The following is a 25,441-nucleotide window of genomic DNA, read 5'->3' on the forward strand; positions in this document are numbered from 1 at the left end:
TTCTTTCCACACTGCATATAATTCTGCTTAACCTAAAAGAAATCCTTTATGAAAAAGGATTTCTTTTACTTCTTAATGCTTTTTAACCACTTCTCAAAAATTTGTACCATTCCATGTTTTCCAGCTAATTTCTCTTCCCCTTGTTTCGTTTTATATGGATATAGTTGCAAGAACACACCGCACCCAGACTCAATTTTTTTACTGTGCATATGACTTCCTGGATATACACAAATGACTTCATAAATGGCCCTTCGATAATAGACTCGCCTTCCATCCTGTTCTTCTACATATTTTATAGACCAGTACTTATACATTTGCTCAGTTGCTTTTGTATTTCCAACGTGCTGAAAAATATTGTACATTGGGCTATATTTCACTTCGATAATAATAGAAGATTGATATATATATTTCTCTTCTTCCTTTACATAACAGTCTAAGCGAATATCTGGCTTCTTCGTGTCTTCTCCATTATAAAAATTACTCCCTTTACTTAATGCAATAAGTGGATGTGTTTCAATTAAATCATTAAATGCGACATGCACTCTAATGTCATCTCGATGTAAAACTACTGTCGTTCCATCTTGTAATCCATCAACATAAAAATGTTCCTGTATTTGTTCACGAATGGAATTTCTAGCCTCAAAACCAATTTGCTCTAACATGGAAATAACGATAAAAAAAGCGTAGTATTCATACACTAAAAATGTTGGTTTATAAACAAATAATAAAGATGGGGATTGATCTGTATATTGTGGAAGTAAATCTAAATGCTGTAGTAATTGTTGATGTGGTATCGGTAAATTATGTGAGTTCATGTTACCCGTTTCAGAAACTTCTCTCCAAAATGGAGAATGCGTTAAAGTTTGAAAGTATTGTACACTTTCATGTACAAAATGCGCTAATATTTTATATTCTTGTATCTTCATGGAACTTTTTCGTAAATCCGCCTCTTTTAGTAAATGTAAATTTTTGTATTTTTGTTTCTCTCTATCGGTAACTGATCCATTACGCTCAATTGTTTGTATAATCGTTTTTACAGCTTGAAATTCTTCATATTTCTTCTTTTTTGCTCTTTCTAATATTTCAATTGTTTGACACAAAAAACTTTCAGCTTCAAGTAAATAGAGATAAAATTGCATCGCTTTAAATTTAAGAAATGCATTTTCCTTACTATTTTTTTGTTCTATGAACTTACGATTATAATATTTTGCATACGGTTTTCTATCCGCTACTATGGTTCCTTTTCTCGTTGCTTTACGCTCCTTTTCTTCCCATTTATATTCATGTATAAATTTTGAACTCGATTCTATTTTCTTAAAAATTTGCTTTATCTTTTTCATTTTTTGCGGCAACTTTCTAAGTAACACTAAATAAGAAGAATCTTCAATATCACTAAGTGTAGAGAAAGTCTTTTTATAATAACCCCTATCTAAAATCAACTCATTTAAAATTGATTTCACATAGTTTTGAATCATTTCAAATTGGTCATCAAAAAAATTTTTAGGGACGACTTGAAAAGCACCATAATACGTTCTATCTTCTATATTCACTTCAAAATGATATAAGCCACAACGCCATGGATAAAAGAATTCTGTTTTACCATGTTCATATATTAGTACCTTTTGTTTTTTTTCATTTATTTCATACTTTGACTCTTTTATATTTTTCTGCCCCTCATATACTTTATTCCATATAAAAGTAATATTCATTGGACTTTCATAATGGTAATGCAATCTGATTGGTTTTAATTCTTGTACTTTATAAATACATTGTACTAATGCTGTAGTAGATGTACAAAGACGATTTAATAATATATATTCCCCTTTTGCCTCTGTTCCAATGATTAACTTTAATACAAAAGGAAGTTTTTCTTTCGTATCAACGATTTCTGTTTCATATCGCCCTTCATTTTGCATAGCCATACAACTCCAGTTCTCTACGCTTTTCTCTTATATATGCTAAAGAGTGTTCAAATGTAGATACTCTGTTTGCAAGTGTAGATTGCAAGAGAGGTACTAATGTCGCTCCCCTTTTTACTTCTTCTGAAAGTAAAGAACCCACCATCATTTCAGTCCCTCTTATTTTCGTCAATACACGTTGCTTTATTTGTAAATCAAATCCTTCTTCTCTACTGATCATATAGGAATGATTATTTTGGAACGGTATATTTTGCAAGTAAGTAGCTATTGCATTTGCACATCGAAAAGAAATTCCCTTTGACGCATCGTGTGATGACAATACACCATGTAATTTATCTAACAACTCTAACTCTTCTTCAGAAAATACTTCAATCATTGATTTATTCCTTACCCAATTTATACGAAATTCTCCTGTAGTTACTTTCAGAGGTTTTTGTAATACAACTTTCTCCTGCTCCATGCACATCTCACAAAACGGAATCTTTCGTAAAGTTATTACATTCGTCCGATCTAATAATCGATCTGAGAGCTCTTTCGTTGTTTCATCAAAATTCACAGTACCTACAAATATAATATTTTCTCCAATTTCAATTGTTGGTGGAATTGGATTTTCTTTTTCTTGTATACCTTCATACAAATTTAAAATACGGTTTTGCTTTTCAAGTTGAAGAACAGATAGAAATGGAGTAAACCAATGCTCAATATGTGACATATTCATTTCATCAAAAACTATTATATACAGCTGATTTTGATTTTCTTTCGCCTTCATTAACGCCCTAACTAATTTTGTTTCACTTTCAATAAAAGAACCATTTGGGTGAAGGTAACCAAGTAAATCATGTGGTTCTTGATACGATGGTGAAATCGGAATCCAAACCAATTCTTCTCCATACTGTAATCCAAGTGCTTCTGCATAAGCTTGCACAAAACGGGATTTCCCAGCGCCTGGTATACCACCAAGAATCGTCAACATATTTGTTTTTGCACTTATATGAAAATTATAAATATCCGTTTCATCCAAATATATCCCTTTATTACGCACAAAACTTTTTACATACTGTAAAAAGACGGATTCACGCTCATCCCATTCCCATTCATCCTTATGCACTTTTATTTCCTCTACCTCTACAAGCTTACCTTCTTCCGTCATTCGTTTTTTTAATTGCTCATACACATGATTGCTTACAAAATATAATTGATCTTCTACCGCTATTTCTACATACTTCATCCAGTCATTTAATTCTATATACTTACATTCCCGCTGCTGTTCAAAATATGCGATTGAACTAATTGATGATGACTTTAAAGATATATTTCCATATAATCTTCCCTCGTGCCACAATAATTCAGGAGGCTCAAAGTCTTTTGGATATTTTGGCATTAGAAATGACAAATAACCATTACCAAGTTTTCTTTCTAAAGACTCTCCCTTTCTGAAATCGGAAACTTTAGGTACTGGAATCATTTTATAGTCGTTTACCACTTCTCGCGGTTCCTCTGTACAAATTAACTCCACGTATAAATGTCCTCTTTCATAATAGAGGCGAAACATAGCCAATTGCTTTTCTAATTTTCTTTTCTTTAATTCCGAAAAGACTTTTTCATTCTTTTTATTGCTACATAAACCTTCAAATACGTATGGTTCATTTTTTAATTGCTCTTGTAACGTGAGTGGTATTGGCGATAGGCATTGTACAAAGAAATTCTCTCCACTCTTCTCTCTCTCTGCTTTTGTAAACTTCCCGATAAACCTCATATAGTACATTCGTTTTATAAAACTTGGCTGAAGAGCTTTATGTAATTTCACCTTCGTCACCTTCTTTTTTCATACTATTCTTAGTGTATGAAAAAAACGAAAAACTAGAAACAAAAAACCTGACGTTATCCGCCAGGTTCAAAATGAAAACGTATATTAATGAGAAGGAAATGCTTTTTTCTCTTGTAAAATTGCATTATGAGCAATTTTCATTTTCGCAAGTACGTAACGTAATCGATCTTCAGCGTTTTCATCTTTACTTTTTTGTAATTCCGCCAAATTTTCAACAGAACTTGCTAAATTTTCAATGACTCCTCTCAGTTCAGGATGATGATTAAAAAATGATTCTTGCACTAATACTTTCCTTAACTCGCTAGCTAAATCAATTATTCTAGACAACTGTTCTTTTTCTTCCATTCTCATCCCTCCTGAATATCTTATGTAGTAAATATTCTCTAAACAAAGAAAAAAGCCCTTTAAATGAAAAGGACTTTTTACATTTTTATATTTCCAGTTAATAACATATACAGTGATGTGATAGCCGCAATAATAATTGCCCACATCACATATCTCTCTGCACCTGCAAAGCAACGGTTCCCTTGTTCTTTTCTTGCAAACGTGTAAACAATAATTCCAATTCCATACACAATTGAAACGAGTAGTAAATTCTTTAAACCCGCTGCATAAAGAAGCCATACAGAGTAAATAGAAGCAATTAAAGCTAACGCTCCGTTTTTTAATTTAGCGTCTTTTAGTTCGTTTGTAATGACTAATTTAAATTGGAATAACGCTGATAATAAATATGGTAATAAAATTGATGTTGATGCAATGAAATACATAATTTGATATGTTGATTCCGAAAACAAAACGATGATAAATATAATTTGGGCAACACCATTTGAGATCCATAATGCCATGTGCGGTGTTTGTTTTTTATTTGTTTTCGTAAAGACTTTCGGAAATACGCCATCTTTTCCTGCTACGTGTGAAATTTCAGAAACAAGTAAAAACCAGCCAATTAATGTACCGACAAGTGAAGCAACTAATCCGATGTTAATCGCAACTGCACCCCATGGACCAACAACGTGCTCTAATACATGTCCCATTGACGGAGTTTCTAACACAGAAAGTTCGCCTCTTGTCATAGCTCCCATCGACAAGACAGAAATTAAAATATAAATGGACATTACTAAAATAAGTCCCAATACTGTTGCCTTACCAACATCTCGACTATTCTTCGCTCTTCCAGATAATACAACCGCTCCTTCAACTCCAATGAAAACCCAAAGTGTTACAAGCATTGTATTTTTCACTTGACCAAGTATAGCGGAAAGTGAGATCGTTCCTTCTCCCCAAAAATCATGTGTAAATGTGTCCCAGCGAAAGGCTGTTACCATTACAACAATAAATAAAACGATTGGAACTAACTTCCCTATTGTTGCGATCACATTCATAATAGAAGCTTCACGGATTCCAAATAAAATTAGAAAATGAAGTGTCCATAATAAAAGTGATGCCCCAACGATAGACGCAACATTATTTCCTCCTTTGAAAATTGGAAAGAAATAACCTAATGTACTAAACAGTAACATAATTGTTGCGACATTACCTAAGATTCCTGCTAGCCAATATCCCCAAGCACTATTAAATCCAATATATTCACCGAAACCAGCACGTGCATAACTATAAATTCCACCTTCAAGTTCCGGTTTTTGTCTTGCTAACGTTTGATATACGAGCGCAAGTGGAATCATTCCCATCGCTGTAATACACCAGCCAATTATTATTGCGCCACTGTTTGCTCCCACTGCTAAATCATGCGGTAAACTAAAAACACCGCCACCAACCATTGTTCCAACTACTAATGCGATTAATGGAAAAAACCCTAACTTCTTTTCTATTTGTACCACCCCATCTGTCATTCTAGGTGTTATGTTCGTTCAACTATTAAAGTCACCTTTTTCTCTAATAGACGTTTCTCTTATATTTTTTCAGGAAAACATTACTTATTCTAAAAGAAAATGAAGAAAAATGGAATACTTTTTTGAAAAAATGTATAAGTATGCACAAAAAAACCGTCCATTTTGTAATGAACGGTCATTTCATACATATAAATTTGTATATTTCTTGTAAAATTAACGAAGTAAATTCTCTTTTTGTAAAAATTGTTTCGCAACTTCTTCACTACTTTTCCCATTCACATTTACTTCATAATTCATTTTTCGCATTTCTTCATCTGTAATCTTCCCAGATAATTTATTTAATACTTTTTCAAGCTCAGGATATTTCTGTAACGTCTCTTTTCTTAATAATGGTGCACCTTGATATGGTGGGAATAACCCTTTATCATCTTTTAGTACTTTAAGTCCGTATTGCTCCAGCTCACTATCTGTTGAATATGCATCGATTACGTTAACATCCCCTGATTGAATTGCACTATAACGTAGTTTCGGTTCCATCGTTTTCACATTTGAAAATTTATAGTTATATAATTTTTGCATTCCTTTATAACCGTCTTCACGATCAGCAAATTCTAATGTGAATCCTACTTTTACATCCTGTGCAATTTTTCCTAAATCAGAAATTGTATTTATATTATTTTGAGCTGCTATTTTTTTCGGCATAGCTAATGCATATGTATTGTTATACTCCATCGGCTTCAACATGGACATATTATATTTCTTTTCCATTCCTATGCGAGCTTGTTCATATACTTCATCACGATTTGTACTTTTCGGTTCTTCCTTCACGAAAGTAGATAAAGCTGTTCCTGAAAACTCTGGGTATATATCTACTTCTCCTGATTTTAACGCTTCAAATACAAACGCTGTTTTTCCAAGACCTGGTTTTAATTGTACGTGTAAATCGGTATCTTGTTCAATAAGCTGCTTATACATTTGAATTAAAATTTCAGGTTCTGATCCAAGTTTCCCCGCAATAACAATATCTTTCTTTTGTGTATTCCAAAGAAATGGAGCGGCGACCATTACAAGAGTGATACATATCGTCAATATAACACGCTTAGAAGAGCGTTTTGGTTGTTCAAGTATGCGAAGTACTACATCAAAGAATAAAGCGAGTAACGCGGCTGGTACGGCCCCTAAAATGATAAGCGCATGATCATTCCGATCGATACCAAGTAAAATGAGTTTACCGAGCCCACCAGCACCTATAAGAGCTGCTAATGTAGCTGTTCCAACAATTAATACCATCGCCGTACGAATACCGGCCATAATAATTGGTAAAGCAAGAGGAAGTTCTACCTTCCACAGTCTTCTCCAACTATTCATCCCCATAGCTCTCGCGGCTTCTATTAGTGATTCATCTAATTCCCTTATTCCTGTATATGTATTTCGTAAAATAGGTAATAGTGCATACACAACTAAAGCAATAATGGCTGGAAGTTTGCCAATTCCTACTAACGGAATTAATAGTCCTAGTAATGCAAGCGATGGGACTGTCTGCATTACTGCTGAAGTTCCTATTATAAACTCAGCCAGTCGTTCTTTTCTCGTTAATAAAATGCCAAGTGGTACCGCAATAATTACTGCAAAAAATAATGAAATAAGCGATATTTGTAAATGCTCACTTAATGCAGTTAGTAATTCTATTTTTCGTTCTTGGAACGTTTGTATAAAATCAGTCACTGTTTAGCCTCTTTCCTTCATTTGTTCAACAATGTAATTGACAATATGACGACTTGTTAAAGCGCCAACATATTGACCATTTTCTTCAACTGGAACGACTTCTTCAGCTCGCAGGCGAACTAATGCTTCTTGTAAAGATGAATGTAATGAAAGTGCCTCCCCTTCTCCCCGCATGCTTTCATCAAGTGGTAATACATCTTCTATACTTTTCCCCTCATACCAAGGTCGTCCACGATTTCCAATGAACTCCTCTACAAATTCATTTTTCGGATTATGTATAATACCTTCTGGTGTATCTAATTGAACAACTTTTCCTTCTTTCATAATACAAATACGATCTCCAAGCGATAACGCTTCTTGCATATCATGCGTTACGAACACAATTGTTTTTTGAATCTTTTTTTGCAATTGTACAATATCCTTCTGAAGCTGTTCCCTACTTAACGGATCTAACGCACTAAACGGTTCATCCATAAGAACGATTTTCGGATTTGCGGCTAATGCCCGTACGACACCAACACGTTGCTTTTGCCCCCCTGACAATTCATCAGGCATACGATTACGATATACATCTGGTTCTAGCCCGACCATCTGTAGCAACTCATCGACACGGGCTTTTATTTTTTCTTTATTCCATTTTCTCATTTCAGGAACAACTGCAATATTTTCTGCAATTGTCATATGCGGAAACAAAGCGATTTGCTGCAGCACGTACCCTATATCCCAACGTAATTCATTAATATTATATTGTTGAATATCTTTTCCATCGATTAAAATTGAGCCTTCAGTCGTTTCAATTAAACGATTAACCATCTTCATTGTCGTTGTTTTCCCGCAACCACTCGGACCAATGAGAACAAAAAATTCTCCTTTTTTAATTTCTAAATGCAATGAATCCACTGCTTTTGTGCCATCTTCATATGATTTTGACACTTGATTAAACTGAATCACAAATACAACTCCTTTATCGTTGTTTCCTTTATTTTGATGGAATATGGAATTCATTTCAAATGATACGCATTATTCTACAAAAAAAGAGCTCACATTTGAGCTCTAACGGTCTAACAATATTGTTTTCATTATAGCAGCATATTCACGCACATACATTTTTCTCTTAGAACGAATTGGTGTTTCAGCAGCTAGTGCCTCCATCTTCATGCCTAAACGCTTTGCAATTATTTTCGTTCTATATAAATGATACGTATTACTTACAACTACTGCATGTTTCACATTATATAAATCCATACTAAACTTTAAGTTTTCATACGTATTTGTAGATTGATCTTCTATTAAAATACGACTCTCATCTATACCGTATACCATTAAATAGTTTCTCATGCTGTGAGCTTCCGGTATATCTTCATCTTCTCCTTGACCACCTGAAACAACTACTTTCGCTTCAGGGTGGGAAAATAAATATTCCAACGCTACATCCAAACGATTTTGAAGAGATAAAGACGGTCTATCTCCAAATAACTTTGCACCCAGTATAAGAACGTACGGAGAGTGATAGCTCAATTTTTCACGAGCAACTTCCTTCATTCGAAAGGTCATATAAAGAATGTATAGTGGTGGTAATAATAAGATTATAAGTAGTATCCATTTGTTCATATATATGTTTGCACTCCCTTTCTTTTTATTATATGAACACTCCCCCACTTAGCAAAGCTTGAAGTGAGGGTTTCTAACGTTTCGACCTAACGGACGATTAACGTCAGGGGAGTTAACACATTAGCGAGCTGTTTCACGCCTAACCCCTCTATCCCATTTGTCCATGCATTTGGGATTACTTTTCGTAAAATGTTAGCCGCAGCATTTACATCTGCATTAATTAAAGTTTTATTTGCTGAACGATATATGCCGCGCTCTATTCGTTTTCCTGAAAAAGTTGTATTTTGGTCATTTTCTCTATACGTTGGAATGAAGTCGTTATCCAGAAAACTTGCTTTCGATGTATATGATTCTTCAGTTACAACAACTTGAATGCCTACAGCATTTGCTTTGTATGTAATCATTTGAATCAGTAAATTATGCGAGATATGACAAAACGATTGGTTATTTCTTTTTCCCATATTCGTTTCTTGTTTCCAACTTTTGTTTTGACCTATAACGATTTTACAAACTTCTTCTTCTTGAGCTAGTTTTACGATGTGGTGACTAACTTTATGGAAGACGTCTTTTATTTTCAAGTAACGTTTTTGATGAAGTTTTTCTATCCTTTTAGAAGTAAAAGGTCCTTCATTAGTTTGTTTTCCATTTCTAAGAATGCTTGTAAAATGACTCTTCATTTTGTTGTAATATTGATTTATGCTTTTGACATGTTTGCCCTTAACAAGGACAGGTTTCATACCTGTGTTTGTTACGATGGTTGCAAGGTTATCAATCCCTAAATCAATACTCATATAACGAGCATTCTCTTCAATAATTTGTTCTTCAGAAGGAACATCAATTACCAATTCCACTACATATTCATTGTATTTTGGAATCACACGAACTTGTTTCAGTTTACCTTCAGTGAAACCTAGTTTCCCAATATTCAATTGTAATTTCGTCTTTGGAAACTTTAAAAATCTACCGTTTTTAATGATGCAATCTTGGTTTGTATACAGAATCTCTTTTTCAGAAGAATGAATATACTTTGGGATCCTAGGCATTCCAGCATATTTGTTTGGATTCTTTTTATAGTCTTTTAAAATAGCAAAAAAAGATTTCCAATTTTGGAACAAACCTTTCATGATGGACTGGCTACATTGCGTAGGCAAAGCTCGATAATCATTTTGAATCATAGCCTTAAATAGTGCATCTAGAAAGTTGTAATCTACATAAGGCTTTTCAAAATTAGGTTCTGAAAACAAATTACATTTAATCTCTTTCTGTTCTTCTTTAGGCTTTAATTTCTCTTTTTCCAATTTCTTCTGATAGGCAAGAAGTTGTGTGTCATTCATCTTACCAATATTTTTATGAATATTATCCAGAACTTCTTTTTGCAAAGGCTGCAACTCTTTTTTTTGTGTTAATCCAGTGTACACCTGGCGTATATAAAAGTTTGTGGTGTTGTACATGTTCTTAGCGTTATGACAACATTCTTGAAAATAAGAATACATACGATGCCCTTTTTTAATCCAGATTTGAAGAGTTTTATAGTTTGATGGATTTTCCTTTACCATTTTATTCACCTCCTTGTTAAGGATATTATAGCAAAAAAGAACATACGTTTCTGTTTTTTTCTCGAAAATAAAATATTTCTTTCGAGAGGACTCCCACCTTCACTTACGTTTAGAGGTGGGAGTCCTCTCGAAAGGAATGATAGAAAAAGATTGGAAGGCAGAAGGTTTTTTAAACGATTGATTTATTAGAAACGTTCGTTCCTACTTTACGTTGTGAATATACATAATAAAGAGCAATTCCTAATGATAGAATCAATATACAGCTAAGTACGTAAAACGGAAGCATTACCCCAGCTTTAGATACACCCGCTGTAAACAACATTAATAATACAATTCGTATTCCAGTACCAATTAGGCGAAATAAGCTGTCTACACGTCCCATTACTTCATTTGGAATTTCCTCCATCATCAATACATTTCTCGCCACTCTTGTCCCCGCATTTCCAATTGCATGAAAAATCGCTAGTCCATATAACAACATTACGGAAGGTTCAATACTCATTGCGGTAATTGAAATTACATAAATGAACATCGTCATAACGATTGAAACTTCTGTTTTGACATATTCCATTATGAGTGGAATACAGATTCCTGCAACAACCGCTCCGACACCGTACATCATGCCCTCTATTGCATATACAGAGGCATTGGCTTTGAGTATATCCGAAATATAAACTGGTATTAAATAATTTGCCATCATGACACCGATAAATGGCATATAAGTGGCCAGTAAGAACCAAAAGAGCTTGGGACGTTTTTTCATAAAGTGAATTCCTTCGAACAATTGCTTCTTAAATGTTACTTTCTTTTTTACTTCCTTTTTCTTTACGTATGGTATACATAAGAACAGGAAAAGTGCTCCTACAAAAGTAAACATATCTACTAACAAAATCCACTTCAAAGACACAATTTCAATTAAGAAGCTCGCGGCTGCTCCTGAAATAACTTGTGTTAACTGTCCTTGTATTTCCATCGTCCCACTTAAACTTTTATAATGTTCTGCTTGGAAAATTTCTTGGTTAAATGCAAAAATTGTAGGATAAAATAACAAATAGTAAAAAGACCCTGCTATATAAATAAGAATATAGTGAATAGAATGATAGGATTGCCCAGCAAATCCCCACATAACCATTATTCCGATTACGGCTATCCCAATTCCTTCGTTACATAACAATAAAGATTTTCTAGAGAAGCGATCAATACTTTGCCCGATAAACGGCGTTAATAAAAACATAATTAGAGTTGAGATGATGGAAACATAGCCAAACGTTGTCTCTCCTCCACTCTCTTTAATTAACAGCCACGGAATCGTTATCATAACAATTCCGGAACCAATAGCAGATAGACTATTGGCCCCTAGAATGTAATACAAGCGAGAATCATGATAAAGTGAGGACATATCACTCCACTCCTAGTTGTTTTTTCACCTCTTTATATACGCTCATATATGCTTTCAATTCTTTAACTACATCATGAATTAATGGTTTGGCATCTTCCCCAAGTTCACCATCTTGCACATGTAATCCATCAAGCACAACTTGTTTTGGAATTGCATTTGCATAAACACCTCTAGCAACCGTTCGCATGCTGTTTAATGCATTTATTCCACCTTTACCACCGCCAGCAACCGCTAACAACGCAACTGGTTTATGAATAAATTCACTACTACTTAAGTAATCTAAAGAGTTTTTCAGCGCACCGCTCATCGCATTATGATATTCTGGTGTACATAATACAACCCCATCCGCAGCTTTCACTAACGTTTTTAATTTTTTTACTGCCGCTAAATCACGTTGTGACTCTTCTCCATTGTACAAAGGTAACTCCTCAATTGCTAAATCATATAATTCCCCTTCAAATTGATCCGCAATATATTTTGCCACCACGCGAGTTCTACCAAATTTTCTTGGTGTACCGTTAATAACGACTAGTTTCATGATTATTTCTCCCCTTTGTTTTCAAGTTCTACTTATATATTATCAGAAATTTCTATACAAGACACAATATAAAGAGTTAACTTGTTTCATAAAATAGTATGATAAACAAAAAAGAACTCATACTTTCGTATGAGTTTCGCACAATTACTTCGTTTCATCTCTCAGACTCAATGTACCTAAACTTTCATTTGCTGCAAAATGATTATATGCTTTTCCCGCTAATTTTTTCCGTTCTTCTGGTAATTCTATATATTTCATTACGTTTTCAATTATTTTTTCGTACGGAGTAAATACAATTCCCGGCCACTCTACCTCATCTTCTGGATTACTATTTTCGGAAATAATAAATTTCTTATTTGCGACTGCATAAGACACGCGAGGTGTTTCAAGAATTCCTGATAAGTAAAAATGAATATTTAATATAATTTTAGCTCTAGCAATCAATTCATTTCTAACAATTCCCCACGCATTATTTTTAAAAACTATATTTAAATTCGGAGCAATCGCTTTTAGATGATCAAAAATAGCTTGCCGCCTCGGATTAAGAGCACCTATAAACAGAATATCAATATCTTCAGTAATCTCATCTTCAAATGCATCTTTTTTTATTTCCAAAGTTGGAGCATAGTTCATTTCTACATGTTTTATTTCTTTTCCTACCCCTTTTTGTTTTAGCCATTCTATATTTTGTTTACTATAATCCCAAATCACTCTATCTTTTAATAATATTAAATAAAGGGGGTGCGCATATGGACTTCCTTCGTATAGCTGTTCTAAATTATAAATAATTGCATCTTTCGGAAGAAGATTCGGGTTATATGCGTATGTATGTGCTCCAAAAACAACTGTATTCTTTACATTTTCCAGTATTGTTTCTGATATAATTACTGTATTTCCCTCCTGCTCCAACCGCCACTTTAAAGCTCGCGCAACATCTATGAAACTACCGTATGTCTTTGGGCATATAAAAAGACAATAATCATATTCTTTATTCAAATAAGCTTCCATTAATTTTAAATTATTTTTATATAAATCTACATCCGGATGTTTAAGTACTAACTCATTTGCATGTTTTCTTGCTACTTTATATAATCCAGCATAATAAGCAGCGATGCATCTTCTTAATTCGATTCTTTCCCGATGTTCATCTAATACATCCATGTTTAAAAGAAGATTTGCGATACAATACGCTTTTAAATGATCACGATCATAATAATAGTCTAGTAGTGGCATCAATTCTTCATACGTATTTCCATGCACCGATTCTCCTAGTTCAATCGCCCATCGCATTAATTCCATGATTACTCCACTACTCCTTTAACCGAAAATGTATTTAATAAAATTTCGCATTATTCTCTACTATATTTGCTATATGAAATGGAATCTTTTCTTTAATCGATTCCAAATACTTTTGCGACACGGCCCCTAAATGTTTTTTATGAGGTATATAGAAAGCACTAATAGAAATTTCATAGTCAAATAAGTAATCATACACATGATAATCTACAAATAGAAGATCATCCTTTGGAAAAGGAATTTCCTTCCCTTGCAGAGCATACATCAAAGCAATATTGTTTTGAGATCGTAATCGATACAACCTTGCAAGTTGGTATAATGGTTCAGCCCGAGTTGGTCTATATTCCCACGCTTTTTGAAAATAAAAAACAGCTAATGCTAAATATTGCTCTTCTTGCCCTTTAACATTTTCTTTTTCATCAGCAGCTGTCACTTCATTTTGTTTATTTGCTGAACGATTTGCTAACTGCTCATAACAAAATCCTATTCGCAATAACGAATAGAATACCTCTTCAACCCACCCCCCTGCTTCCACTCGTTTTTTATACCATTTAATCGAATCTTCAAATTGACTTAAATGAAAATAAGTCTGAGCTAAATAAAATAAATATCTTATATGCAAATCTGGCGTTGTTTCTGGGTCGTTTATTCCTTGTAACAACAACCTCTCATCTCTTTCAAATTTATCAGCTTTACTCCCGCCATCTCCGGGATCATTCACGACAAGAGTCTCTAACCGATCTACCCTCGTATTGTAATTCGCTCCAACTTTTGAGCGATCTATATCCCAATACTCATGAGTAACACCGACAGATTTCCATGGTAAAGAAGCTTTCAAAAGACGTGTAAGCCAATATTTAATATGAACATCATATTGCAATGTAAGATAATGATCTTCCGTTAAGCTCGTTTTATCGAAATTCGGATCAACCTCTAAAATCATATCCGCATCTAATATTAATAAATAATCTGCTTCTGGATATGTTTTTTGCGCTAATGAAACAGCTAAACTTCTGTTATAACCAAAGTTTTTAAACGGCTCATGATGAACCGTCCCAGGTATCTCATTTTCCTTACACCAATTTTCAATAATTTCAGGCGTATTATCCGTCGATCCAGTATCACAAATAGAAACAAAATCTACAATTGATTTTGTTGCATTTAAACATCTTTCCATTATTCTAGACTCATTTTTGACAATCATACAAAGACATAACTTTTTTTCTTCCTTTACAGACTTCACTTTCTCATTTCCCATTTAACCACCTCATATTTTATTAACACGCTCTTCTCATATGTAACAACATTTCTTAGCTATACTGATGACATAAGCACCCTTTTACTATTTATGAAAACTTCATTATATTTATTCTTACTTTTATGTTGGGACATATTTCATGCTTCGCTTTATATTTGATACAATCAATACAAAAAAACATAATACGGGAATCCGTACATTTCAAAGTCTAAGAGGGGGTTATATTTTGTTGGATTACATTTGGCTAGATGACAAATCACCAATTTTAGAACAACTACCAAGAAACTTTAAATCTGCAGCTATATTGCTACATCCTTTTGTCCAAATGCCTTTAGGATGGGAAAAGGATGTGAGAAAAAGACTATATGAGCACATCTATCCTAGCGCTGAAGCAATCATTCATAATGGGAAATCCGTTTCTTGGAAGGAAATGATGTCTTGTAGTGGATTACATTCATACGCAGACCTAGCAATGTCCATGTTGACTTCCATTAGTGCCCTTTCAGAAGAATATAAAAGAGAGGATTTAGCTGAAAAGCTACATTCAAACTTAAAAAAAGATCTTTATTATCCAACAGAAGATTATACGTCTATATTTTTATTACACAAATTACTTAAACTCCTCGGTTCTAAAGGTGTAAAAAATCTATATTTCTCTGAACCAATTCTTGATACAAACGGATTATTACAGGTAAATAATACTTACTCCATTAGATATTTGGGACATTAGCAATAATGAGTTAATTATTACTGGAGAAGACAATGAGTATGCGTTTATGAGTATATACGATTCCTTTACAACCTTATTATTAGCTAAAGAAGAAAATATAGAATATATTGTTCAATCAATGAATGTTGAAGCTGTCCTTTGTGACAAAAAAACGATGATTGATTGGTATTTTTAAATTAGTAATTTCTTAATCTATAAAAAAGAAACTTGCGCTTATGCACAAGTTTCTTTTCAAAAACATCCTTATTTTTTTACAACTTCATGTCCACCGAACTGATTACGTAGTGCTGAAACTACTTTTCCATGGAATGTATCATCTTCCTGAGAACGATAGCGCATAAATAATGACATCGCGATTACTGGTGCCGCTGCTTGTAACTCAAGCGCAGTTTCAACAGTCCATTTCCCTTCTCCTGAAGAGTTCATTACACCTTTAATGCCATCAAGTTTAGGATCATCTGCAAATGCTTTTTCAGTTAAGTCCATTAACCAACCGCGGATTACTGATCCGTTCGCCCATACTTTTGCAACATCTTCATAATTGAAATCAAAGTCACTCTTATCTAGTACTTCAAATCCTTCAGCAATTGCTTGCATCATGCCGTACTCAATACCGTTATGAACCATTTTTAAGAAATGACCACTACCAACGCGCCCAGCATAAGAATAGCCATTTTCTACTGCTAAATCTTTAAATAAAGGTTCTAATTGGTCATAAATTTCTTTTTCTCCACCAACCATTAAACAAGCACCGTATCTAGCTCCTTCTACACCGCCAGATGTACCAATATCTATATAATGTAATCCGAAGCTTTTTGCTTCTTCAGCACGGCGTAACGTATCTTTATAGAATGAATTTCCACCTTCAATAACGATATCACCTTCATCTAATAACGGATACACATCTTTTAATACTGACTCTACAACTTCTCCTGCAGGCACCATTACCCAGATCGTACGAGGAGCTTCTAATTCAGCGATCATTTCTTTTAATGTATGACGTGCAGTAATTCCTAGTTTTCCTGCCTTTTCTAAAAGCTCTTTATTTACATCGTATACAACTACTTCATGCTTGTCTTCATGTAAGTGTTCAGCTAATGGAAATCCCATTTTTCCTAATCCAATTAAACCTAGTTTCATATTAATCAATCTCCCATTCTATACAAATATATTTAATAACGAAATGAGTCCAAGTGCTACAACAGACAGTATCGTCTCCATTGCGGTCCATGTTAATAATGTTTCTTTCACAGTCATTCCGAAATATTCTTTAATCATCCAAAATCCCGAATCATTCACGTGTGATAAAATTAATGACCCTGCGCCTGTTGCAAGTGCTAGTAGTTCAACATTTACACCAGGTGTACTTGCTGCAATCGGTGCAACAATTCCAGCAGCTGTCATCATTGAAACAGTAGCTGATCCAGTTGCAATTCGGATAAGTGCCGCAATTCCCCACCCTAATAATATTGGTGAAATGTGAGATTCTTTCGCCATTTCTGCGATTGTCGTTCCAATTCCAGAATCTAATAATACTTTATTAAATGCTCCGCCTGCACCAATAACTAACAGTATGTTCGCAATTGGGCCTAAGCAATCATTTGTAAATTGTAACACTTTATCTTTTGAGAAACCTTTTGCATAACCAAGACTAAAGAAAGAATATATCGTTGCAATTAATAATGCAACTATTGGATCTCCAATAAAGTGCAATACTTGTGCAAGTTGACTTGTTTTGCTTAGCGCTACTTCCGCTATTGATGCACCTAGCATAAGAAATACTGGAAGTAAAATAGTAAACAATGTATTTCCGAAACTAGGAAGTTCCTTCTTCTTATCTCTTTCAATAAATTGCTCCGCTATATCTAATGGTACTTCTTTATGTATACGAGCACCGATCCATTTTCCATAAAGCGGACCTGAAATAATTGCAGTTGGAAGTCCGACAATTAATGCATATAAAATTGTCTTACCTACATCCGCTTTAAAAATACCTACCGCTGCCATCGCTGCTGGATGCGGCGGAACGAGTCCGTGTACAACAGATAGCCCTGCTACAAGCGGGATACCGATTGTAATAAGTGATACCCCAGTTTCTAACGCAATTGTAAATACTAATGGAATTAATAGTACAAATCCAACTTGGAAAAATACCGGAATCCCTACTAAAAATGCAACAAACATCATTGCCCAGTGAACACGTTTCTTCCCAAAACGATCAATTAATGTGTTAGCAATTCGTTCAGCACCGCCAGATTCGGCCATCATTTTTCCAAGCATCGTTCCTAGTGCTAAAACTATCGCTAAAAACCCTAACGTATTACCAAGCCCTAATTTAATAGAATCAATAATCCCTGGATCTTTTGGTGAAGTTCCAATCAATGGCATTCCCATTGCCAGCCCTACACCGATTGCTGTTAAAATTAATGCGACAAACGGATGCCATTTTACTACCGTAATAAGTAAAAGTAGTATGACAACTGCCGCTAGTACGATCCCAACTACCATTTCTCCCAATCCCCCTATTGTTTACGTTGGAAAGCAGCTATACAATCAAATTCTTCTTTCAGACGATTGTAAAGTCGTTCATACATATAAAACATTTCTAAATAAATAGCCGTATTTTCTTTATTCGGTACATGGTGATGGACAATATCAATCCAATCCTTTACCTCTTCAAGAGAATCGATTTTTCCTACCGCATATAAAGCAACTGCCGCTGCCCCAAGCGCAGATGCTTCATGACTTTCAGGAACAAGCAATTCTTTCCCCATCATATCGGATAACATTTGTCTCCAAAATGCAGACTTCGCAAACCCTCCTGAAACACGTATTTCAGTAAGCGGCCCTGTACAATCCCTGATTGCGAGTGCTACTGAATACACGCTCATACAAACGCCTTCCATAACGGCTCGTATAAAATGTTCTCGTTTATGCTGAAGGTTTATTCCAAAGAATGTACCACGAGCATTCGCATTCCAATAAGGTGCGCGTTCTCCAGATAGAAACGGTAAAAATAACAATCCACCCGCTCCAGCAGGTACACTTTCCGCATACTTAATTAATAAATCATACGGATCAATTCCAAGCTTCCTTGCTACTTCTTGCTCTGGACTACCAAATTCATCACGTAACCATCTCAATAATATTCCGCCGTTATTCGTTGGTCCGCCGATCACCCAATGTTCGTCTGTTAATGCATAACAAAATGTTCTTCCTTTTTCATCCGTATTAACACTTGATGAAATTGTTCGAACTGCACCACTTGTTCCAATCGTAATTGCAGCTGAGCCAGGCGATATTGCACCAACGCCTACATTTGCAAGAACCCCATCACTTGCACCAATAACAACTGGAGTATCTTTACGAATCCCCATCTTTTGTGCTAATTCTGGTTTCATACCCGATAAAATATATGTAGTCGGCACAGGTGTCGATAATTGTTCTGAAGAAATATTTAATATTCCCAACACATCAACATCCCAATTTAACGTTTCTAAATTGAATAACCCTGTAGCAGAAGCAATGGAATAATCAACTACGTAGCGTGAAAATAATTGGTAAATAACATACTCTTTAATAGAAATAAATTTATAAGCACTTTTATATAATGCTGGTTCCTCTTCTTTCATCCATAACAACTTAGATAGTGGAGACATTGGATGAATTGGTGTACCTGTACGTTTATAAATTTCATGTCCATTCATATGTTGTAATAATTTTTCTGCTTGTTTCGTACTACGATTATCTGCCCAAATAATAGAGTGCGTTAACGGCGTACCATTTTCATCTACTGCAATTAATGCGTGCATTGCTGTACTAATACCGATTGAAGAAATATCTTCTGGTAAGACATTACCCTTTTCGATGGCAACGCTTACAGTTTTATAGACAGCGGCACATATTACATCAGGATCTTGCTCAGCCCATCCGACGTTCGGTTGAATAATTGGATAATCAACTGCATGTGATGCAACGACTTTTCCTTTTTCTGTGAACACAACCGTTTTTGTACTTGTGGTACCGATATCAATCCCGATTACTCTCCCCCTTGTTTCCATGCGAATCTTCCCTTCGTTTCTAGCAAAATACGATCTAGTAAACCGTTTACATGAATTAGTATATAAAATATTTTTTCTTTAATCAAGTTTTAAAAAGAAAATTTTTTTCATAACGAAAAATAAATCCCCTAATTCCCTTTCATTTACATAATACCCTTTTTGAAACACACTCTTTTTCTAGTTTTTGGGTAACTAGTTCTTTAGCTTGATGGGTATGTGGTTCGTTGTACAAAACTAACATTTTTAGTAAGATTTCATAAGGTATTAGGAGATAAAAAGTTTTAAATTCCTTAACCAAATTGTTGTAATAGATCAGATACAAAAACGCCATCCTTTCCTATGATTCTATAGAAAGAATAGCGTATTTTTTCATTAAGGTATATTATTCTAAATTTATTGATGTAATTGAGATGGACTCACTTTTTGAATTTGAACAAGTATATCAAACGCTTTACCTAATGATATATCAACAGTTTTTGGTATATCAGGCCCTTCGGTAGTTACTCCAGCGAAAATTGGATGTTGTTCGTTTAACCAAGTTTTTGTCACGCCGTTTGCCTTACGTAAATCAATAAAAAATTGATCTTTTTTAACTTGTCCAAAGATATAGTTATAACTGTTTGGATCATCCGATTTTAATATTCCATATGGGCCAAATTCACCATCGCTATTCTTGACATTGTATTGTCCTTCATAAACTGACGTTCCAATAGATACGTACCGTTTTCCATAATACTCTGCTAAATGCTGCCCAGCTACTTTAGGGTATATAAAAGGAAGCATATTTGTTTTCGAAACGTGTCCATTATGTCCCCAGACAATGGTTTTTCCTAAATGTTCTTCAGTCCACTTCGCATTTTCATACATTGCAATATCATGTTTCAAATATAAATCAGATGGTTTATCAGGAGGTGACGTTAACATTGTAGTAAACTGTTCAATAATACGAGCATTTTGTTTTATCCATGCGAACTCTTTAGATTTCCCATTTAAATAATTCTTATTTCCCTCTAATAAAGCACTAATTTGTTTAGCATCTGAAATATACTTTTCTTTTTCTTCTTTCGTAAGGCTTTCAAAAGTATTCATATCCTTTGTTACAGGAATAAGACCTTTTATCTTCTCTTCTATCCTCGGCACAAGTTTTGAATTGGTTCTTTTAACATATTCTATTATATTATTATAAACATTCTCGTTTACTGATTGAATGTCCATCCCGATGATACGCACTTTAGATTTATGTTTTGGATTAGCATTATATTGCCGAATCCAATCAAGTAAATCTAACATTTCTTTCGTCTTAAATACAGGTGATAGATGTTGGCTTGGATTTCCCTCACCAGTAAGAACATATCGATCAAGTTCTAAAGCTCTGTCCCACCCCTCTTCTAAAACTAGGTTGGTAAAGCCCTTTTCAGATACTAAATAATTCACAATACGGTTTTTCATCATAAAAACTTCATGAGCCCCATGCGTAGCTTCACCTAAACCTACAATTGAAGCAGAACCTACCATATTTTTAAGTGGTTTTAAATCATTAAAAGATGCATTTGGATTCGTTGTTTCTAAAGGCTTTGCGTGCATTTCTAACCATTCCGTTATTTGACTTTTATTGTAGGGAGATGTAACAGAAACTCCTGTTTTCGAGTCTGCATAAGTACTTCCTACAAAATTGGTTAGTATTATAGCAGAAACACCAATTGCAGTAATCATGTTCTTTTTCATAAAACCCTCCTGAAATATTTTCTTAAAACGATAGCGTTCTTTTATACTTAATTACGAGTATTAAATTTTTTAGAGCAAGTTGTTTTTTGCACCAAAATGATATATTTTAAACTATAAACCTATGATAAAACTTATCCATTTCGCCTTTTTGCCTACTTCCTAAATTCAGCAAGTAAAATACTTTTAAAAGGATCCGGATTACTAAAGTTAAAGCTATTCAAATTGACGGCCAATGTATGTTTGCCTCCAAGTGTTCCACCAACAAAAGTGGAAAACCCTAGAACGCTACCTCTATGTCCCCATACCGTGACACCATTCGGAAGCTTAAATTCAACGATTCCAAGACCATATCCCGTTCCTTCTCTATCTGTAGGAACTGTAGTAAGCATTTGATTTAGCTGCTGTTCCTTCAGCAATTTACCACTGAGTAAGTATGAGAAGAATTTATTTAAATCGTCAGCAGTAGAAATCATATCCCCATCCGAGCTACCTGGGTTAATATACGTAACGTCTTTTAGCTCACTTGCTCCGTCTAGTTGGATATAGCCACGGGCATGCTTCGTGCCTGGAATTACGCTTGAATTACCAGGTAGAAATGTATTTGACAAATCAAGCGGTTCAATAATCCGATTTTCAATCTCTTCCGCATAGCTGTTGCCAGTTACTTTTTCAATAAGGATCCCCAGTAATACGTATCCTGTGTTTGAATAAGACCAACCCTTTCCTGGGGCAAATTCTGGGGGAAGTGAAATCCCCATCTTTACAAATTCTTCAGCCGTATACGATTTTTTTGTATCCATAATATCGAAGTCTTTTGAATTCATATAGTCAGCAATACCACTTGTATGATTCAATATTTGCCGGATCGTAATCTGGTTACCATCATATCCGTTTCCTTGAATGACACCAGGCAACCATTTTTCAATGGAGTCGTCTAAATTCAAACGATTCTCTCCAGATAATTGAAGTAGAACTGTTGCAATGAACGGTTTCGTTACACTGCCAATACGAAAGCGAAAATCTGCTTTCATTGGGTTCTTGGTTCTCACATCCGCTATCCCAGCGGCATAACTCCAAGTTTTACCACCCTTAGAAATGTTAGCGAGTATTCCCGGGTATCCAAGTTGTAGTGCATCCCGTATTGCGTTCTTAACGGAAGTACGATCGCTTTGCGTACTTGTTTGTAACGAACTAGATACATTTTGCGTGGGTTCTGCTCTTACAATTGATGTTGGTGTTATGTATAACAGGGAACTTCCAGCTATTAAAAGTGCTAGACTTGCACATGAAATTTTACTGCGTGTTTTCATAAAGAATTCCTCTCTTCTATTTAAATTGTATTGATGGTTGATAGCTATGTCATATGCTAACCACATAGCTATCAACCCTCCCAATGATAAAAGTCAACACTGAATTTGCAATCATCTATAGATCAATTATTTCTACAAGCAACTCTCTGACCTAATAAATGATTAATCCCTCTTCTTCAGATGTCTGTTAACATCTATAATTTCTTCTTTTCTTCCATAGAGTTTTATTAATTTGTTTTTATAAAAATATATAGTAACTATTCCCCCTCTCGTTCTTCTCTATATTTTGATCATACACATTGAAAATCTCTTTTTTCTTACTCCTTTCTTACAAATTCCTTACGTTCAAAACTACTTCTATATTTCGGTGGTTTTTATTTCAAGAAAACTTAGTTCTATTAACTTAATAACAATGGAATAGCACCAAATGCCAATCAACTGAAGAAAAGTAAATGCCTCGAAAATGGAAATACTGCGCATTTTTCTTAATAGACATAGGAATCGGCTCCTTACTACGACCTTTTAACAATACAAATACATATTACGCATTCCAAATATAAAACCTAATTAATTTCTTATTTTTCAGAAAAATAAGACAGTAACATTAAATTTATTGTATAATGTTGTAAAAAGATGTCGGAGGGATTTAATGTTAAATAAAATATCTCAATTCACAATAAAGCTTTCATCGATTCTCTTATCACTCTTATTGTTATTAAATTTACCTTATTTATTTATCACTCAAAATGGATTTACCTTTCAGCCAATTCTTTTTTTTAATCAGATCGTTACTATGTTAAAAGACGTTTTCTCCCCTGAATCATTAGTGGTTATAGGATCAGACCCGAAATTTGGTAGTTTCAAAAAAACACCCTTATTCCCAACCGTTTTAGAACCTTACCTATACTCATTTACTGTATTATTTTTAGCCTTTTTACTTGCGCTCTTTCTATCATCTAGCATGGCATTTTTTTATTTTTTAGCAAAAGATTATATAAAAAAATGGATAAATCGAATTGTGTTCATATTAGAAGCTGTCCCTGATATGATGATGATGATTTGTTTGCAAATATTTTTCATATGGGTACTTAAGAAATTCGGGGAATCTCCTGTCACCATTATTTCTTTTAATGAAAATCGAGCTTATTTACTCCCTATTTTATCTTTAGCAGTCTTACCTACATTACAAATGTTTCGGATGATGGTGTTATACATAAAAGAAGAACATGGAAAAGATTATGTAGAAGTTGCCTATGGAAAAGGCCTTTCATCAAGTTATATACTATGCATTCATTTATTCAAAAATATATCTATCCACTTCTTCCACCATTTAAAAACGATTTTTGTTTTCTTACTTTCTAATTTATTCATTTTAGAATTTGTTTTTAATATGGAAGGCATTATTCAATTTTTATTTAATAAGGCGTTTGTTTCACCTCCAGCTGCTTTTATCATACTGGTTATGATTATTTTACCGTTTTATACTATTTTTCAAATAATCTCATTCATGATGAATAGATGGCAAAAGCAATTGAAAGGAGTAGCATTATGAAATCTATTTGGAAATCAAAACGCTTTTTAATCGGCTTTACTTATTTATTCATACTTATTTCAGCTAGTTTTATTTATAGTTGGTTCTTTAAAGATAACATCCCAAAACCGCCTCAGTTACTTTACAATGACAATAACGAATTACTTGGAAAGGCCCCCTTTCCGCCATCGTTAATTCCGCCTTTTGGATCTGATCGTTTTGGAGAGTCTGTTTTCTTACAAATTATAGAAGGAGCAAAATTCACTATTTTATTAGCCGTGGCAATTAGCTTCTTTCGAATTTTATGCGGAACATGTATAGGGATTCTCTTAAGTTTATTCGCTCCAAAACTCAAGAGATTTTTCCAGGCATGCTCAGAAGTTTTTTATTATATTCCCACTCTATTTATCGCATTCATACTCATCACGCCCGTTAATATTGTAATCACATCAAATGTTGATGGGTTAAATCCAAATATTTCATTTACGTTTTATCAAGTACTCGTACTTATTTTCGTTGCTCTGCCTACACTTTCTTTATATATATCCTCAGAGGTTGATGAATTTATGAAACGAGATTACATTTTAAGTTCACAATTATTGGGTGCTAGCCGTTTTCATATTATGAAAAAACACTTACGAGTCTTATTACTTGACCGCTTATTTGTATTATTTATGGAACATATCGTCCAAACACTCATACTCGTTATCCATTTAGCGTTGCTTAACATTGTAATCGGCGGGATACAAATGCGTGAACTCTATGACGGAGTGCTCAAACCTGTTTCTCTATCTAATGATTGGGCAGGCCTTATTGGATTAAATCGTAATGAAATGAATCTTTCATGGTGGATTATTTTTTATACTCTCTCTTCATTCTTTATTACGATTCTATTTATTAAGCTTATGACACTCGGGATTCAAGATGCACTGAAAGCAAGAGATTCGCAAACTGTAGCAATTCAATCCGTTCCAGATCAAAAGAAATTTGTTAAACATAAAGATTCTTTTTCGTTTGCAAATAAAGTGAACCTTTAATCATGTCTTATTAATCAAGTATGAATTGGCATTGATATTAGTAGAATATAAAAAAGATGATCCCTAT

General features: G+C 34.2%; 19 protein-coding genes and 1 pseudogene. 3 read left to right on the top strand and 17 right to left on the bottom strand.

The annotated features are described in order from the left end of the window. Nucleotides 1-65 precede the first annotated feature (65 nt). From DN390_RS14075 to DN390_RS14130, 12 genes are all read right to left on the bottom strand, one after another. Nucleotides 66-1,916, bottom strand: a complete 1,851-nt coding sequence (locus tag DN390_RS14075) for a hypothetical protein (RefSeq protein WP_147807608.1) — start codon at nucleotides 1,914-1,916, stop codon at nucleotides 66-68. Then, nucleotides 1,906-3,726 (bottom strand): AAA family ATPase, encoded by a 1,821-nt coding sequence (locus tag DN390_RS14080; protein ID WP_147807609.1) that lies wholly within the window; start codon nucleotides 3,724-3,726, stop codon nucleotides 1,906-1,908. The genes DN390_RS14075 and DN390_RS14080 overlap by 11 nt, the downstream gene beginning before the upstream one ends. A gap of 105 nt (nucleotides 3,727-3,831) precedes the next feature. Continuing rightward, the gene (locus DN390_RS14085) at nucleotides 3,832-4,092 is read right to left on the bottom strand and encodes a hypothetical protein (RefSeq protein WP_000391447.1); all 261 of its coding nucleotides are present in this window, start codon (nucleotides 4,090-4,092) and stop codon (nucleotides 3,832-3,834) included. Nucleotides 4,093-4,169: 77 nt separating this feature from the next. Further along, the gene (locus DN390_RS14090) at nucleotides 4,170-5,597 is read right to left on the bottom strand and encodes a basic amino acid/polyamine antiporter (RefSeq protein WP_060630704.1); all 1,428 of its coding nucleotides are present in this window, start codon (nucleotides 5,595-5,597) and stop codon (nucleotides 4,170-4,172) included. Between the two features lie 213 nt (nucleotides 5,598-5,810). Beyond that, on the bottom strand, nucleotides 5,811-7,322 hold the full coding sequence (locus tag DN390_RS14095) for an ABC transporter permease/substrate-binding protein (protein ID WP_147807610.1): 1,512 nt from the start codon (nucleotides 7,320-7,322) through the stop codon (nucleotides 5,811-5,813). A gap of 3 nt (nucleotides 7,323-7,325) precedes the next feature. After that, complete coding sequence (locus DN390_RS14100; RefSeq protein ID WP_147807611.1) at nucleotides 7,326-8,273, bottom strand: ABC transporter ATP-binding protein; 948 nt, start codon at nucleotides 8,271-8,273, stop codon at nucleotides 7,326-7,328. Nucleotides 8,274-8,375: 102 nt separating this feature from the next. After that, nucleotides 8,376-8,933, bottom strand: coding sequence for a YdcF family protein (locus DN390_RS14105; protein ID WP_147807612.1), 558 nt, complete (start codon nucleotides 8,931-8,933; stop codon nucleotides 8,376-8,378). Between the two features lie 86 nt (nucleotides 8,934-9,019). Beyond that, nucleotides 9,020-10,489, bottom strand: coding sequence for an RNA-guided endonuclease InsQ/TnpB family protein (locus tag DN390_RS14110; RefSeq protein WP_147807613.1), 1,470 nt, complete (start codon nucleotides 10,487-10,489; stop codon nucleotides 9,020-9,022). Nucleotides 10,490-10,658: 169 nt separating this feature from the next. Further along, a complete protein-coding gene (locus DN390_RS14115) occupies nucleotides 10,659-11,888 on the bottom strand; it encodes an MFS transporter (protein ID WP_147807614.1) in 1,230 nt (409 codons plus the stop codon). A gap of 1 nt (nucleotide 11,889) precedes the next feature. After that, nucleotides 11,890-12,426 carry an NADPH-dependent FMN reductase gene (locus DN390_RS14120; RefSeq protein ID WP_147807615.1) on the bottom strand — a complete coding sequence of 179 codons (537 nt, stop codon included), beginning with the start codon at nucleotides 12,424-12,426 and terminating at the stop codon, nucleotides 11,890-11,892. 144 nt (nucleotides 12,427-12,570) lie between these two features. After that, nucleotides 12,571-13,725: a CgeB family protein gene (locus DN390_RS14125; RefSeq protein ID WP_147807616.1), complete on the bottom strand. Its 1,155-nt coding sequence runs from the start codon at nucleotides 13,723-13,725 to the stop codon at nucleotides 12,571-12,573. Nucleotides 13,726-13,759: 34 nt separating this feature from the next. Beyond that, nucleotides 13,760-14,980, bottom strand: coding sequence for a tetratricopeptide repeat-containing glycosyltransferase (locus tag DN390_RS14130; protein ID WP_147807617.1), 1,221 nt, complete (start codon nucleotides 14,978-14,980; stop codon nucleotides 13,760-13,762). A gap of 139 nt (nucleotides 14,981-15,119) precedes the next feature. Between DN390_RS14130 and DN390_RS14135 the strand changes: the two are divergent. Next, nucleotides 15,120-15,885, top strand: a pseudogene (locus DN390_RS14135) (DUF2711 family protein). Nucleotides 15,886-15,953: 68 nt separating this feature from the next. On the opposite strand, the gene gnd reads toward DN390_RS14135, so the two are convergent. The 5 genes from gnd to DN390_RS14160 form a co-directional block, all read right to left on the bottom strand. Further along, nucleotides 15,954-16,850: a phosphogluconate dehydrogenase (NAD(+)-dependent, decarboxylating) gene (gnd, locus tag DN390_RS14140; RefSeq protein WP_147807618.1), complete on the bottom strand. Its 897-nt coding sequence runs from the start codon at nucleotides 16,848-16,850 to the stop codon at nucleotides 15,954-15,956. An 18-nt stretch (nucleotides 16,851-16,868) separates the two neighbouring features. Beyond that, a complete protein-coding gene (locus tag DN390_RS14145; RefSeq protein WP_063223445.1) occupies nucleotides 16,869-18,218 on the bottom strand; it encodes a GntP family permease in 1,350 nt (449 codons plus the stop codon). 14 nt (nucleotides 18,219-18,232) lie between these two features. Further along, nucleotides 18,233-19,771, bottom strand: coding sequence for a gluconokinase (gene gntK, locus DN390_RS14150; RefSeq protein WP_147807619.1), 1,539 nt, complete (start codon nucleotides 19,769-19,771; stop codon nucleotides 18,233-18,235). A gap of 393 nt (nucleotides 19,772-20,164) precedes the next feature. Next, a complete protein-coding gene (locus DN390_RS14155; protein WP_147807620.1) occupies nucleotides 20,165-21,496 on the bottom strand; it encodes an erythromycin esterase family protein in 1,332 nt (443 codons plus the stop codon). A 152-nt stretch (nucleotides 21,497-21,648) separates the two neighbouring features. Then, complete coding sequence (locus DN390_RS14160) at nucleotides 21,649-22,806, bottom strand: serine hydrolase domain-containing protein (protein WP_147807747.1); 1,158 nt, start codon at nucleotides 22,804-22,806, stop codon at nucleotides 21,649-21,651. Nucleotides 22,807-23,455: 649 nt separating this feature from the next. On the opposite strand from DN390_RS14160, the gene DN390_RS14165 reads away from it, so the two are divergent. Next, nucleotides 23,456-24,358, top strand: coding sequence for an ABC transporter permease subunit (locus DN390_RS14165; protein ID WP_147807621.1), 903 nt, complete (start codon nucleotides 23,456-23,458; stop codon nucleotides 24,356-24,358). Then, entirely contained in the window at nucleotides 24,355-25,374 is a 1,020-nt protein-coding gene (locus tag DN390_RS14170; protein WP_147807622.1) for an ABC transporter permease, read from the top strand. Before DN390_RS14165 ends, DN390_RS14170 begins: the two co-directional genes overlap by 4 nt. The last annotated feature ends 67 nt before the right edge of the window (nucleotides 25,375-25,441 follow it).

The sequence above is a fragment of the Bacillus sp. SH7-1 genome, from assembly GCF_008042405.1.
Taxonomy (GTDB): Bacteria; Bacillota; Bacilli; order Bacillales; family Bacillaceae_G; genus Bacillus_A; species Bacillus_A thuringiensis_N.

What these genes read in the sequence shown, in the direction of transcription:
- DN390_RS14125 (WP_147807616.1), bottom strand. Translation starts at nt 13,725, where the DNA reads ATGGAATTAATGCGATGGGCGATTGAACTAGGAGAATCGGTGCATGGA.
- DN390_RS14090 (WP_060630704.1), bottom strand. Translation starts at nt 5,597, where the DNA reads ATGACAGATGGGGTGGTACAAATAGAAAAGAAGTTAGGGTTTTTTCCA.
- DN390_RS14130 (WP_147807617.1), bottom strand. Translation starts at nt 14,980, where the DNA reads ATGGGAAATGAGAAAGTGAAGTCTGTAAAGGAAGAAAAAAAGTTATGT.
- DN390_RS14115 (WP_147807614.1), bottom strand. Translation starts at nt 11,888, where the DNA reads ATGTCCTCACTTTATCATGATTCTCGCTTGTATTACATTCTAGGGGCC.
- DN390_RS14160 (WP_147807747.1), bottom strand. Translation starts at nt 22,806, where the DNA reads ATGAAAACACGCAGTAAAATTTCATGTGCAAGTCTAGCACTTTTAATA.
- DN390_RS14105 (WP_147807612.1), bottom strand. Translation starts at nt 8,933, where the DNA reads ATGAACAAATGGATACTACTTATAATCTTATTATTACCACCACTATAC.
- DN390_RS14120 (WP_147807615.1), bottom strand. Translation starts at nt 12,426, where the DNA reads ATGAAACTAGTCGTTATTAACGGTACACCAAGAAAATTTGGTAGAACT.
- DN390_RS14170 (WP_147807622.1), top strand. Translation starts at nt 24,355, where the DNA reads ATGAAATCTATTTGGAAATCAAAACGCTTTTTAATCGGCTTTACTTAT.
- DN390_RS14155 (WP_147807620.1), bottom strand. Translation starts at nt 21,496, where the DNA reads ATGAAAAAGAACATGATTACTGCAATTGGTGTTTCTGCTATAATACTA.
- gntK (WP_147807619.1), bottom strand. Translation starts at nt 19,771, where the DNA reads ATGGAAACAAGGGGGAGAGTAATCGGGATTGATATCGGTACCACAAGT.
- DN390_RS14075 (WP_147807608.1), bottom strand. Translation starts at nt 1,916, where the DNA reads ATGCAAAATGAAGGGCGATATGAAACAGAAATCGTTGATACGAAAGAA.
- DN390_RS14085 (WP_000391447.1), bottom strand. Translation starts at nt 4,092, where the DNA reads ATGGAAGAAAAAGAACAGTTGTCTAGAATAATTGATTTAGCTAGCGAG.
- DN390_RS14145 (WP_063223445.1), bottom strand. Translation starts at nt 18,218, where the DNA reads ATGGTAGTTGGGATCGTACTAGCGGCAGTTGTCATACTACTTTTACTT.
- gnd (WP_147807618.1), bottom strand. Translation starts at nt 16,850, where the DNA reads ATGAAACTAGGTTTAATTGGATTAGGAAAAATGGGATTTCCATTAGCT.
- DN390_RS14110 (WP_147807613.1), bottom strand. Translation starts at nt 10,489, where the DNA reads ATGGTAAAGGAAAATCCATCAAACTATAAAACTCTTCAAATCTGGATT.
- DN390_RS14165 (WP_147807621.1), top strand. Translation starts at nt 23,456, where the DNA reads ATGTTAAATAAAATATCTCAATTCACAATAAAGCTTTCATCGATTCTC.